Source organism: Devosia sp. A16 (genome assembly GCF_001402915.1).
Taxonomy (GTDB): domain Bacteria; phylum Pseudomonadota; class Alphaproteobacteria; order Rhizobiales; family Devosiaceae; genus Devosia_A.
On the sequence record NZ_CP012945.1, the window covers coordinates 1,887,996 to 1,900,748 of the forward strand.

The window sequence follows — 12,753 nt, forward strand, 5'->3', positions numbered from 1 at the left end:
AGTCGGCACTCTTGTCTTGCGAGAAGTTCCGCGCCATCAGTGGCTTATGAAAACCATCGGCCTCATCGGCGGCATGAGCTGGGAATCCACCGCTCACTACTACGCCATCCTCAACCGCGAGACGGCGGCCCGGCTGGGCGGCCTCCACTCCGCGCCGGTCATCGTCCATTCCGTGGATTTCGCCCCGATCGAGGCGATGCAGCGGGCCGGCGACTGGGACGGCGCCGGGCAGGTGCTCGCCGGCATTGCTGCTTCGCTCGAAGCGCAGGGCGCCGCCGTGGTCGGGCTTGCCACCAACACCATGCATATCTGCGCGCCACAGATCGTCGCCGCGCTGACGGTCCCGTTCGTCCACATCGCGACGCCCACCGCCGACGCACTGCTCGCCGATGGAATCGGGAAAGTCGGGTTGCTCGGCACCCGCTTCACCATGGAGAAGCGCTTCTATATCGAAGGCCTCGAGCAACGCGGCCTCGAGGTGTTGGTGCCCGATATCGGCATCACCAACCTCAACGGCATCATCTACGAGGAGCTCTGCCTCGGCATCGTCCGCGACGAGTCCCGGCGCATCTACGTCGACGCCATCGCCCGGCTCAAGGCCCGCGGCGCCGAGGCGGTGATCCTGGGCTGCACCGAGATCGGTATGCTGATCGATGACAGTGTGAGCCCGCTGCCGACCTACGACACCACCGATCTGCACGCCAGGGCGCTGGTGGCAGCGGCGTTGGGCTAGCCAGCCAACAGGGAGGGCCCCGGTGAAGCGAAGGTGAGGGGTCGAGGCTCTCGATCTTCGATCGTGCCAAACGCCCCGGCAGAGCACCTCCCCCGTTATTATGGGGGGAGAATGGGAGACGCCTTCTGCCCGAGGCGATCTCGGACCCTCTCAGAACTCAGCCCAGTCCTGCGCCACTGCGGTGTTGCCGTTGCTGAGATAGGTGCGCGCCGCCGCCTTCACCTTCTGCTGCAGCGCCTTGACCCCGCCGACGCGCGGCTCGCTCTGCATCGGTATCGCTGCCCCCGCATCGTCGATGGTGAACACGTCGACGATCTTGTCGAGTTCGGTGGCTTGCCCCTCGGTCTGCTCGATCGCCGCATTGGTCTGCTCGACCAGCGCCGCGTTCTGCTGCGTCATCTCGTCGAGCACCCGCACCGCGGAGCTGACCTCTTCGATGGCACCCGCCTGCTCGCGGCTCGCCGTGGCGATGCCTTCGATCAGGCTCGAACTCTCGCGGGCCGTCTCCAGCATGGCGACCAGCTTCTGCGCCGCCTCGGCCACCAGCTTCGAGCCACCGGCGACTTCCGCGCCGGACTGCTCGATCAGCGCCTTCACTTCCGAAGAGGCGCTAGCCGCCGATTGCGCGAGGCGCCGGACTTCCACCGCCACCACGGCAAAGCCCTTGCCGGCATCGCCGGCCCGCGCCGCTTCCACCGACGCGTTCAGTGCCAGGAGGTTCGTCTGGAAGGCGATATCGTCGATCATGCCGATAATGTTGGAGATCTTGCCCGAGGAGGTGGTGATCCGTTCCATGGCGGCGGTCGCCTTCTCCATCACCGCGCCGCCCTCAGTGGCGGTCTTGCTGACATCCTGCGCCTTGCTGGAGGCGTCGGCCGCCCGCTTGGCGTTCTCGCTGACCGTCGAAGCGAGCTGCTCCATCGAGGCGGAGGTCTCCTCGATCGTTGCGGCCTGCTTGGTGGTGCGTTCGCTGAGATCGTTGGCGCCGGACAGGATCTCCCCGGTCGCCGTCTTCAGGGCCCGCGAGGTGGTCTGCAGCGAGGTGACGATCTCGGTGATCCGTTCCAGCGAGGCGTTGAAGGCCTGCCGCAGGCCCTCGTACTGCCCGCTGAACTCTGTATCCACCCGCCCGCCGAGGTCGCCATCGGCCATGCGCGCCAGCGAGGTCTTCAGCAGTTCGATGATCGCTTCGGAGCGCTTGCGCTCCGAGATGTCGCTGGCGAACTTGACCACCTTCATCGGCTTGCCGGCGGCGTCGAACACCGGGTTGTAGGAAGCCATGATCCAGACTTCCTTGCCACCCTTGCCCACGCGCTTGAACTCGGACGAGACGAATTCGCCACCGCGCAGCCGGGCCCAGAACTGCTCATATTCGGCGCTCGCGCCGTAGCCGGGCTCGACGAACATGCGGTGATGCCGGCCCTGAACTTCATCGAGCCGGTAGCCGAGCGTCGAAAGGAAGTTCTCGTTGGCGGTGAGAATGGTGCCGTCGAGCTTGAACTCGATCACCGCCTGCGCCCGACTGATCGCTGCCACCTGCCCGGCCATGTCGGCGGCGCGGTTCTTCTGTTCGGTGATATCGGAAGCAAACTTGATCACCTTGATCGGCTTGCCCGCCTTGTCGAGGATCGGGTTGTAGCTGGCCTGCAGCCAGATCTCCTTGCCGCCCTTGGCGAAGCGTCGGTACTCGCCCGACTGGAACTGGCCGGCACCCAGGGCGCGCCAGAACTCGACATACTCCACGCTCTGTGCCAACGCCGGATCGACGAACATCCGATGATGCTTGCCCTGGATCTCGTCGAGCGCGTAGCCTACTGCGCCGAGGAAGTTGCCGTTGGCGGTGAGGATGGTGCCGTCGAGCGCGAACTCGATCACCGCCTGGCTGCGCATGATGGCGGCCACCGTGCTGCGATCGTCCTCACGCGAACCACCGGCGAACCGGCTCAATAGTGATTGACCCATGACTTCTGCCCCCAAAACCGCTTCTGCGGAACCGCGGCAATCTCAGCGCCGATCGGCTTGAAGAACCCCCAAGCCGGGCATGCGTATTAACGCGCGGTACACCATCAGACTGCGCCGCTGGGGCTCGGGGCGCAGTTACTGCTCATCTACGCAGTGCTGCGTAGATCGGCGAGATGGCCGGCCACAATGACAAAGGGCGCCCGACGGCGCCCTTTCGCAGGTTGCGGCAGTGAGCAGCTTCTGACTAGAACTCGTCCCAGTCCGTGCTGATCGCGGCATTGCCCTGGCTCAGGTAGACCTGTCGCGCTCCGGCCTTCGCCACCGAGGGCGCAGCCGCCTCGGCAACAGTAAAGATATCGACGATCCGATCGAGCTCGCCGGCCTGCGATTCAGTCTGCTCGATCGCTGCATTGGTTTGTTCGACCAGCGCGGCATTGTGCTGGGTCATCTCGTCCAGCGTCCGCACCGCGACGTTCACCTCCTCGATCGAGGAGGCCTGGGCGCGGCTCTCCCCGGCGATGCCCTGCAGCAGCTCGTAGTTGGTGCGGGCGCCCTCGAGCATCAGGGCGAGCTTGCTCGCCGCCTCGGCGACCAGCCGCGAGCCACCGGCGACTTCGGTGCCCGATTGCTCGATCAGCGCCTTCACTTCGCTCGACGCGCTCGCCGCCGACTGCGCCAGCCGCCGCACTTCCACCGCAACCACCGCAAAGCCCTTGCCGGCATCGCCGGCGCGCGCCGCTTCCACCGAGGCGTTGAGCGCCAACAGGTTAGTCTGGAAGGCGATGTCGTCGATCAGCCCGATGATGTTGGAGATCTTGGCCGAGGACTGGGTGATCCGCTCCATCGCCGCGGTGGCCTCGCGCATCACCTCGCCGCCCTGCTCGGCGGTCTGCGACACGTCGGCGGCATTGCTGCTTGCCGCCTCGGCCCGCCTGGCGTTTTCCAGCACGGTCACCGCGAGTTGCTCCATCGCCGCCGAGGTCTCCTCGATCGTCGCCGCCTGCTTGGTGGTCCGCTCGCTGAGGTCATTGGCTCCCGAGAGGATTTCCCCGGTCGCCACCTTGAGGGACCGTGACGTCGAGCGGAGGTTTGTCACCACTTCGGCCAACCGATCGCCGACGGCATTGGTATCGTCCATCAGCTTGCGCAGCGCGCCCGAGTAGCTGCCCTGCATGCGTCGCGTCAGGTCGGCCTGGGCCAGCGCGCCGAGCACCGTGCCGGTTTCGCTGATCGAACCGTCGACAGTACCGAGCAACTGGTTGATGCGCTGCGCCAGCTCGCGCAACTCCGCTTCGGGCTGGTCTTCGGCTACCCGGCGGCTGAAGTCCCCCTCCAGCGCTGCGCTCACGGCGGCACCGATCTCGTCGTTCAGCGCTGCTGCTGCCTCCGCTCGGGTCGCCACGTGCCGGGCGCTGGTCGCCGCCTCGCCTGCCAGGGTATCGCGATTGATCAGCGCCTCGCGAAACACCCCGAGCACCTCGGCGAGCGCGGCGACTTCCGCGACCCGCTGCCGCCCGCCGGTCTCCACTGTGAGATCGCCATCGGCGAGCCGACCGAACCCCTTCGCCACCAGTCCCAACGGCTTGGCGACGAGGCGCTGGCTCAACACCAGGGTCCCGACCGCGAGCAACAGCAGCAGCGCCAATCCGCCCCATATGACAGCGCTGGAGAGGTCGTGGTTGGTCTTGACCGCCCGGGTCTGGGCCGCGTTGGCGTCCTCGATGGCGTCCGAGACGGCCGACATCTCGCCTTCCAGCACCTTGAAGCTTTCATCGAACGCCGGCAGGTCGGCCTGCGCCCCGGCAATGTCGAACTTGGCGGCCTTGCCCACCAGGGCAGTGGCCGCGGCGATATAGGCGTCGAGCGGCGCGCGCACTCCGTCCAGGGCTTCCCGGATATGCACCGGCACGTCGAAGTCCTTCTGCGAGTTCAGCGCCTGCTTGAACGAGGCGCCGTAGCTCATCACGTCGCCATAGGTCGCCTTGGCCGCCTCGAGGTCGCCCGAGATCACCGAATAGAGCGCCCGGTAGACGAGACCGCGCATGCTGTCATGCAGCATGTCGGCAGTCATGTGCGCCCGCATCGACGACATCAGCTCGGCCGATGTCCGGCTGCTGCGTTCGAACTCGCCGGCGACATAGATATTGGCGGCTGAAACGACCGCCCCGGTGGCGGCCATCACCAGGGCGAGCCCGACGACCATGCTGCGCAGGGAAACACCGCGCGACGGCTTGCCGCCGGCGGTCTTGGTGGTCACGTCCTTCTTCATTCTGAAGCCCCGTCGGCCGCGCGCCGCTTTCTTACGGCCTGCCTGGCACCGGCGGCCCGTCCCGCGCCAAGGTAAACAAAGCATGCCGGATCGGGGTTAACGCGTAGTGAAACCCGCCTCCCCGTTACCCGGCTGTGCAGCTCTCCCGTGCGCCCCCGCGGTCAGAACTCGGCCCAGTCGTCGGCCTTGAGCGCGGTGTTGCCACGGCCCAGATAGGTCTTGGCCGCCGCCCTGACCCGTTGCTCCAGCGCCTTGATCCCGCGCTGCGGCGGCAGGTCCGCCATCGGCGTCGCCGTGGCCTCGGCATGGCTGTCGGTGGTGAACACCGCGACGATCCGGTCGAGTTCGCTGGCCTGCGCTTCGGTCTGCTCGATCGCCGCGTTGGTCTGTTCGACCAGCGCCGCATTGTGCTGGGTCATCTCATCCATCTGCCTGACCGCGGTGTTGACCTCCTCGATCGCCGAGGCCTGCTCGCGGCTGTCCCTTGCGATCCCCTCAAGCAGTTCGCGGTTGCCGCGGACCGCCACCAGCATCTGCTCGAGCTTGGCTGCGGCCTCCGCCACCAGCCTGGAGCCGCCCTGTACCTCGTTGGCCGATTGCTCGATCAGCGCCTTTACCTCCGCCGAGGCACTGGCCGCCGATTGCGCCAGGCGCCGCACTTCGACGGCAACGACCGCAAAACCCTTGCCGGCATCGCCGGCGCGCGCCGCCTCAACTGAAGCATTGAGCGCGAGGAGGTTGGTCTGAAAGGCGATGTCGTCGATCAGCCCGATGATGTTGGAGATCTTGGCCGAGCTCTCGGTGATCCGCCCCATGGCGGCGTTGGCGCTGAGCATCACGGCGCCGCCGGCCTCGGCAGTCGTCGTCACCTCGGCGGCATTTTCCGAGGCACCGGCGGCGCGCTGCGCATTGGCCAGCACCGTGGTCGCCAGTTGCTCCATGGCAGCCGAGGTCTCCTCGATCGTCGCCGCCTGCTTGGTGGTGCGTTCGGAAAGGTCGTTGGCGCCCGACAGGATCTCACTGGTGGCGGTCTTCAGGTCGAACGAGGTCCGCTTGAGCTGCGTAACGATCTCGCTGAGCTTCTCGGCCACCGTATTGGTATTGTGCTTCAGCCGCGCGAACTCGCCCTCATAGGCGCCGGCCATGCGCCGCGTCAGGTCCGCTTCGGCCAATGCCTCGAGCACATCGCCAGCTTCATTCAGGCCGCCCGCTACCGTATCCATCAGCCGGTTGAAATTGCTGGCGATGCGCTCGATGTCGGCGTCTTCGAAGCGGGCGTCGATACGCTGTGTCAGGTCGCCCTTGAGCGTCGCCGCCACCACGCCGTCAAAGGCGCTCTGGAAGCCCTGCATCAGCGCCGCCCGCTCGGCCGCCTTCGCATGCCGGGTCCGCTCGTCTTCGTTCATTTCGGCCACCCGGATGCCGTTCTCCTTGAACACCTGCACCGCAGCCGCCATCTGGCCGATCTCGTTCTTCTCATCGGCATAGGGAACCTCGGTTGCAAGGTCGCCCTCTGCCAGCCGCACCATGGTGTCGGTAACGCGGGCCAACGGCTGGGAAACGTAGCGGGTGCCGACATAGAGGGCCGCACCGACGCCAGCGAGCAACCCTAGCAGCGTTGCGCCGCCCACGACGGGCAGGATCAGCGCCTCGAAGCCATCGATCTCTGCCTTGATCGCCTCGAACCTGGCTCGGTCGGCCTCGACCACGGCGTCGATCTCAGCCTGGTACGCCTTGCGGTTGGCGCGATTGGCGTCGTTGTTCCCCTGCGCGTTGGCCTGCGCCGGATCGATGGCCGCAAGCCGTGCGGTCTCGGCCCGGAACTGCCGGAACTCCGCTGTACGCGCCACAACCTGGTCGAACGCCGGCCGGTCGGCCGCCGGTACCAGCGGCTGCCATTGGGCGAGGTGCGCGTCGATCTGGTCGAGCGACTTCAACAGCCCGGCGGCAAACGGCGCCGCCTTCTCGACATCAGGCGCCGCGTAGATCCCGCGGGCATCCATCACCACGGCGGTGACCAGCCGATTGAGATGCTCGCCGTTGAAGGCCCGCTGCGATGCTGCCTCGAGCTGCTGGGTGCGCTCGGTGAACGACGCGGTGACGAACACGGCAAGGCCGCCGATCGCCGCGACCACGAGGCCCATGACGGCAACGATGAGGAAAAGACGGGTCCGGATCTTCACTTGGCAGCGCTCGCTCTGGTTCTGGAGTGGACGGAATGGAGATGTGACGGTGCGCATCCGGAACGGCTTCCGGCAGACGACACGGCGATGGTGAGGGACACTGGGCGCGGCTCCGTAACTGGCCGCGGCTGTCCTGGCCACGACACGGTTCGACTTGCTGCATTCCCGAGAATGACAGTTACGCAGTTTACCTTAAGGGATGGTGAATTGCTTCGGATCGCGCATTTAGCCCTGCGCCTGCGGGCAGGATGCGCCGACGGCACCATCGGTCTACAGGAGCGATGCCCCCAGAAAGCAAAACGGGCGCCCCGGAGGACGCCCGCTTCGAATTCCGTATCTGTCCGCTTAGTGTGCGGTCGAACCTGTGCCCACCGATGCGTCGAGCAAGAGGTTGCGCCAGCCGTCGATCTCTTCCTGCAGCCGCATCTCCTCGTCCGCAGTGTTCGCGGCCTGCTGGGCGGTGAGCCCGGCGGCGATCAGCCCTTCGATCTTGGCGCGGTCGAATTCGGCGATGTCCTGCGCCTCTTCGGCGAGGATGGTCAGCCCTTCGGGTGACACGTCGGCAAAGCCGCCGCGCACATAGTAGACGTGGCTGATCCCATCATTGCGAACCACCGTCACGAAGCCCGGCTTCAGCGTGGTCATCAGCGGTGCGTGGTCGCCCAGCACGGTGAAATATCCATCGGCGCCCGGCACGGTCACCGACTTCACGGTCTCCGACAGCAGCAGCCGCTCGGGCGAGACGATTTCGAGTTTGGTGCCTTCGGCCATGGTCCTGCCTTTGGGTTGAGCTGGGTCCGCCCGCAGGCGAACCCGAGTTCGTCAGATCAGCTTAGGCCGCGGCGGCCAGCTTCTGGGCCTTCTTGACCGCGTCTTCCATGGTGCCGACCATGTAGAAGGCGGCTTCCGGCAGGTGGTCGTACTTGCCCTCGACAAGGTCCTTGAACCCCTTGATGGTGTCTTCGAGCTGCACGAACACGCCCGGCGTGCCGGTGAAGGCCTCGGCCACGTGGAACGGCTGGCTCATGAAGCGCTCGACCTTGCGGGCGCGCGCCACGGTCAGCTTGTCCTCTTCGCTGAGCTCGTCCATGCCCAGGATCGCGATGATGTCCTGGAGCGCCTTGTAGCGCTGCAGGATCTGCTGCACCTGACGGGCGGTGTTGTAGTGCTCTTCGCCGACGATGTTGGCCGACAGCATGCGCGAGGTGGAGTCCAGCGGATCCACGGCCGGGTAGATGCCCTTCTCGGAGATGGCGCGGTTAAGCGTCGTCGTCGAGTCCAGGTGGGCGAACGAGGTCGCCGGCGCCGGGTCGGTCAAGTCGTCAGCCGGCACGTAAATCGCCTGCACCGAAGTGATCGAGCCCTTGTTGGTGGTGGTGATGCGCTCCTGCAGCGCGCCCATGTCGGTCGCGAGCGTCGGCTGGTAACCCACCGCCGAGGGAATACGACCCAGCAGAGCCGACATTTCTGCGCCGGCCTGGGTGAAGCGGAAGATGTTGTCCACGAAGAACAGCACGTCCTGGCCTTCGTCACGGAAGTGCTCGGCGACGGTGAGGCCCGAAAGCGCCACGCGGGCACGCGCCCCCGGGGGCTCGTTCATCTGGCCGAACACCAGGGCGCACTTCGAACCGGCGGTCGAGCCGTTGTTCTCGTGCGGGTCCTTGTTCACGCCCGATTCGATCATTTCGTGGTAAAGGTCGTTACCCTCGCGGGTGCGCTCGCCGACGCCGGCGAACACCGAGTAGCCACCGTGCGCCTTGGCGACGTTGTTGATCAGTTCCTGGATCAGCACCGTCTTGCCCACGCCGGCGCCGCCGAACAGGCCGATCTTGCCGCCGCGAGCATAGGGAGCGATCAGGTCCACGACCTTGATGCCGGTGACAAGGATCTGCGCTTCCGAAGCCTGCTCGGTGAACGAGGGCGCGTCCTGGTGGATGGCGCGGCGCGACTTGGTCTGGACCGGGCCGGCTTCGTCCACCGGCTCGCCGATCACGTTCATGATGCGGCCCAGCGTCTCGTCGCCGACCGGCACCGAGATGGCGGCGCCGGTGTCGACCACGGCAGCGCCGCGGACCAGGCCCTCGGTGGTGTCCATGGCGATGGTGCGCACGGCGTTCTCGCCCAGGTGCTGTGCCACTTCGAGGACCAGGCGGTTGCCGTTATTGTCGGTCTCGAGGGCGTTCAGGATCGCCGGCAGGTGACCATCGAAGGTCACGTCCACCACGGCGCCGATCACCTGCGAAACTTTGCCGACCGGCTGGCCGGCGACGGCTGCCGCGGGGGTGCTCGAAGCGGCCTTGCGGGCCGGGGCTTTCTTGACGGCGGGAGCCTTGTCGGTCGCCGGGGCTTTTGCTGCAGTTGCTGCGCGGGCCATGATTTACCTCGTTCCTGCTAGAGCGCTTCCGCGCCCGAAATGATTTCGATGAGTTCTTTGGTGATCTGTGCCTGGCGCTGCCGGTTGTAGACCAGCGTCAGCTTCTTGATCATCTCGCCGGCGTTGCGCGTCGCGTTGTCCATGGCGCTCATCTGCGCGCCGAAGAACGAGGCGTTGTTCTCGAGCAGTGCCCGGAAGATCTGCACCGAGATGTTGCGCGGCAGCAGGTCCTCGAGGATTGCTTCCTCATCCGGCTCGTATTCGTAGTTCAGCGTCTCCGGTGCGTCCGCGGCGGGAGCCTCGAACTTGGCCGGGATCAGCTGGTGCGCCGTCGGGATCTGCGCGATCACCGAGCGGAAGCGCGAGTAGAACAGCGTCGCCACATCGAACTCGCCCGCCGCATACATGGCGAGCACCTTCTCGCCGACGCTGGCGGCGTTGACATAGCCGAGCTGGCGCACGTCGCGGAACGAGATCGTCTCGACGATCTTGTCGGCGAAGCCACGCTTCAGGATATCGTTGCCCTTGCGGCCGACAGTGAGGATCTTCACCGTCTTGCCTTCGGCGAGGAGCTTCTGCGCCGTCTCGCGGGCCAGGCGGGCGATCGAAGAGTTGAAGCCGCCGGCAAGGCCACGCTCACCGGTCGCCACGACCAAGAGGTGCACCTGGTCACGGCCATTGCCGGCGAGCAGCGCCGGAGCGTCGGCACGGCCGGCATAGGCTGCGCCCAACGCCGCGAGCACGTTGCCCATGCGCTCGGCATAGGGACGCGCCGCCTCGGCTGCTTCCTGGGCGCGACGGAGCTTGGCCGCTGCCACCATCTGCATGGCCTTGGTGATCTTCTGGGTCGATTTGACCGAGGCGATCCGGTTCTTGAGGTCCTTTAGCGAGGGCATCGGGCCGCTCTACTCCCATAGCGCGGTCCGTTTGGGGACCGCGCGTTGTCTTTGAAAGGGCTTACGAGAACGTCTTCTTGAAGGCGTCGATGGCGGCCTTCAGCTTGGCGCGCAGGTCGTCCGACAGCGCCTTCTCCTTGGCGATCGCCGACAGCACGTCGGCGGCCTTGGAGCGCAGGTAGCCCAGCAGGCCAGCCTCGAACTCGCCGACCTTCGACACCGGCAGGTCGTCGAGGTAGCCCTGGCCGCCGGCAAAGATCACCGCGACTTCTTCTTCCGGCTTCAGCGGCGCGAACTGCGGCTGCTTCAAGAGTTCGGTCAGGCGGGCGCCGCGGTTGAGCAGGCGCTGCGTGGCGGCGTCGAGGTCGGAACCGAACTGCGCGAACGCGGCCATTTCGCGATACTGCGACAGTTCGCCCTTCAGCGAGCCGGCAACCTGCTTCATCGCCTTGATCTGGGCGTTACCACCCACGCGGGAAACCGAGATACCGACGTTCACCGCCGGGCGGATGCCCTGGAAGAACAGGTTCGTCTCGAGGAAGATCTGGCCGTCGGTGATCGAAATCACGTTGGTCGGAATGTAGGCGGACACGTCGTTCGCCTGGGTTTCGATCACCGGCAGCGCGGTGAGCGAACCAAGACCGTGCTCTTCGTTGAGCTTGGCGGCGCGCTCGAGCAGACGCGAATGCAGGTAGAACACGTCGCCCGGGTAAGCTTCGCGGCCTGGCGGGCGGCGCAGCAGCAGCGACATCTGACGGTAGGCGACGGCCTGCTTGGTCAGGTCGTCATAGGCGATCACGGCATGCATGCCGTTGTCGCGGAAATACTCGCCGATGGCGGCGCCGGTCATCGGCGCGAGGAACTGCATCGGGGCCGGGTCGGACGCGGTCGCCGCGATGACGATCGAGTATTCCAGCGCGCCGGCGTCTTCCAGCACCTTGACGAACTGCGCCACGGTCGAGCGCTTCTGGCCGACGGCGACGTAGATGCAGTAGAGCTTTTCCTGCTCCGAAGCGCCTGCGGCATGCGCCGGCTTCTGGTTGAGGAAGGTGTCGAGGATCACCGCGGTCTTGCCGGTCTGGCGATCACCGATGATCAGCTCGCGCTGGCCGCGGCCGATCGGGATCAGCGCGTCGATGGCCTTGAGGCCGGTCGACATCGGCTCGTGCACCGACTTGCGCGGCAGGATGCCCGGGGCCTTCACGTCGACGCGGCGGCGTTCCTTGGCCTTGAGCGGGCCCTTGCCGTCGATCGGGTTGCCGAGCGCATCGACCACGCGGCCCAACAGCTCCTTGCCGACCGGGGTATCCACGATCGAGCCGGTACGCTTGGCGACGTCGCCTTCCTTGATCTCGCGGTCGGCGCCGAACAGCACCACGCCGACATTGTCGGTTTCGAGGTTTAGCGCCATGCCCTTGATGCCGCCCGGGAACTCGACGAGCTCACCGGCCTGCACGTTGTCGAGGCCGTAGACACGGGCGATACCGTCGCCAACCGACAGAACCTGACCGACTTCGGAAACTTCCGCTTCCTGGCCGAAGTTCTGAATCTGCTCCTTGAGGATCGCAGAGATTTCCGCGGCTTTGATATCCATTATCCGACCTCTTTCATCGCGATCTTCATCGCCGTGAGCTTGGTTTTGAGTGAGCTGTCGATCATCTGGCTGCCGACCTTGACCACGAGGCCACCGATCAGGCTGGGATCGACATGTTGGTTGAGCGTGACGGACTTGCCGATCTTCGCCTTGAGCGTATCGGCCAGCGTCTTGACCTGGGCCGCAGTGAGCGGGGTCGCCGAGGTCACGTCGGCATTGACTTCGCCGCGGGCGCCGGCGGCGCGTTCGCGGAACGCCTGGATGATCGCCGGCAGCGCAAACAGCCGGCCGTTACGGGCGACGACACGCACGAAGTTGCCCACCGTGGTGTGCGCCTTGGCGCGCTCCAGCACCGCGTGGATGGCCTGCGCCTTCTCTTCGGTGTTGATCACCGGGGAGCGAAGGAACCGGGCAAAATCCGGGCTTTGTTCAGACAGGGCGAGCAGGTTTACCAGCCCCTGCTCGACCGCTGCGACGGAACCGTCGGCTGCGGCAAGATCGTAGAGCGCCGACGCATACGGCCGCGCGATCTGGGTAAGCACTGAATTCTGCGCTGCCAATGCCCCGTCACCCTCGTGCTGCGCAACCCGAACCCGGCCGATGGAGGCGCCGGAGGCTGCTTTCGCTTATGATTGTTCGCCGGGCGAGGCAGATAGCCCCCCGGATTTCGCGCCCCCTCTAACATGCAAGATCGGCACCTGCAAGGCACCGGAACACGAGTCTTTCGGGGAGTTTTGTCGCA

Annotated in this window: 9 protein-coding genes; 1 reads left to right on the plus strand and 8 read right to left on the minus strand. The window is 66.0% G+C overall.

Translation table 11 applies throughout. From position 1 onward, the window contains the following. Nucleotides 1-46: 46 nt before the first annotated feature. Nucleotides 47-733, plus strand: coding sequence for an aspartate/glutamate racemase family protein (locus APS40_RS09200; protein WP_055046763.1), 687 nt, complete (start codon nucleotides 47-49; stop codon nucleotides 731-733). A gap of 150 nt (nucleotides 734-883) precedes the next feature. Here APS40_RS09200 and APS40_RS09205 read toward each other — a convergent pair whose 3' ends face one another. The 8 genes from APS40_RS09205 to APS40_RS09240 all read right to left on the minus strand — a co-directional run bounded on the left by APS40_RS09205 (nucleotide 884) and on the right by APS40_RS09240 (nucleotide 12,571). After that, nucleotides 884-2,695 carry a methyl-accepting chemotaxis protein gene (locus tag APS40_RS09205; RefSeq protein ID WP_156342886.1) on the minus strand — a complete coding sequence of 604 codons (1,812 nt, stop codon included), beginning with the start codon at nucleotides 2,693-2,695 and terminating at the stop codon, nucleotides 884-886. A 244-nt stretch (nucleotides 2,696-2,939) separates the two neighbouring features. Continuing rightward, a complete protein-coding gene (locus APS40_RS09210) occupies nucleotides 2,940-4,964 on the minus strand; it encodes a methyl-accepting chemotaxis protein (protein WP_055046765.1) in 2,025 nt (674 codons plus the stop codon). 161 nt (nucleotides 4,965-5,125) lie between these two features. After that, the gene (locus APS40_RS09215; RefSeq protein WP_197279470.1) at nucleotides 5,126-7,147 is read right to left on the minus strand and encodes a methyl-accepting chemotaxis protein; all 2,022 of its coding nucleotides are present in this window, start codon (nucleotides 7,145-7,147) and stop codon (nucleotides 5,126-5,128) included. 345 nt (nucleotides 7,148-7,492) lie between these two features. Next, the gene (locus APS40_RS09220) at nucleotides 7,493-7,918 is read right to left on the minus strand and encodes a F0F1 ATP synthase subunit epsilon (protein WP_055046767.1); all 426 of its coding nucleotides are present in this window, start codon (nucleotides 7,916-7,918) and stop codon (nucleotides 7,493-7,495) included. 61 nt (nucleotides 7,919-7,979) lie between these two features. After that, nucleotides 7,980-9,521 carry a F0F1 ATP synthase subunit beta gene (atpD, locus tag APS40_RS09225; RefSeq protein WP_055046768.1) on the minus strand — a complete coding sequence of 514 codons (1,542 nt, stop codon included), beginning with the start codon at nucleotides 9,519-9,521 and terminating at the stop codon, nucleotides 7,980-7,982. Nucleotides 9,522-9,538: 17 nt separating this feature from the next. After that, entirely contained in the window at nucleotides 9,539-10,417 is an 879-nt protein-coding gene (locus APS40_RS09230) for a F0F1 ATP synthase subunit gamma (protein ID WP_055046769.1), read from the minus strand. 61 nt (nucleotides 10,418-10,478) lie between these two features. Next, nucleotides 10,479-12,011 (minus strand): F0F1 ATP synthase subunit alpha, encoded by a 1,533-nt coding sequence (gene atpA, locus APS40_RS09235; protein WP_055046770.1) that lies wholly within the window; start codon nucleotides 12,009-12,011, stop codon nucleotides 10,479-10,481. Further along, the gene (locus APS40_RS09240; protein WP_055046771.1) at nucleotides 12,011-12,571 is read right to left on the minus strand and encodes a F0F1 ATP synthase subunit delta; all 561 of its coding nucleotides are present in this window, start codon (nucleotides 12,569-12,571) and stop codon (nucleotides 12,011-12,013) included. The genes atpA and APS40_RS09240 overlap by 1 nt, the downstream gene beginning before the upstream one ends. Between the last annotated feature and the right edge of the window lie 182 nt (nucleotides 12,572-12,753).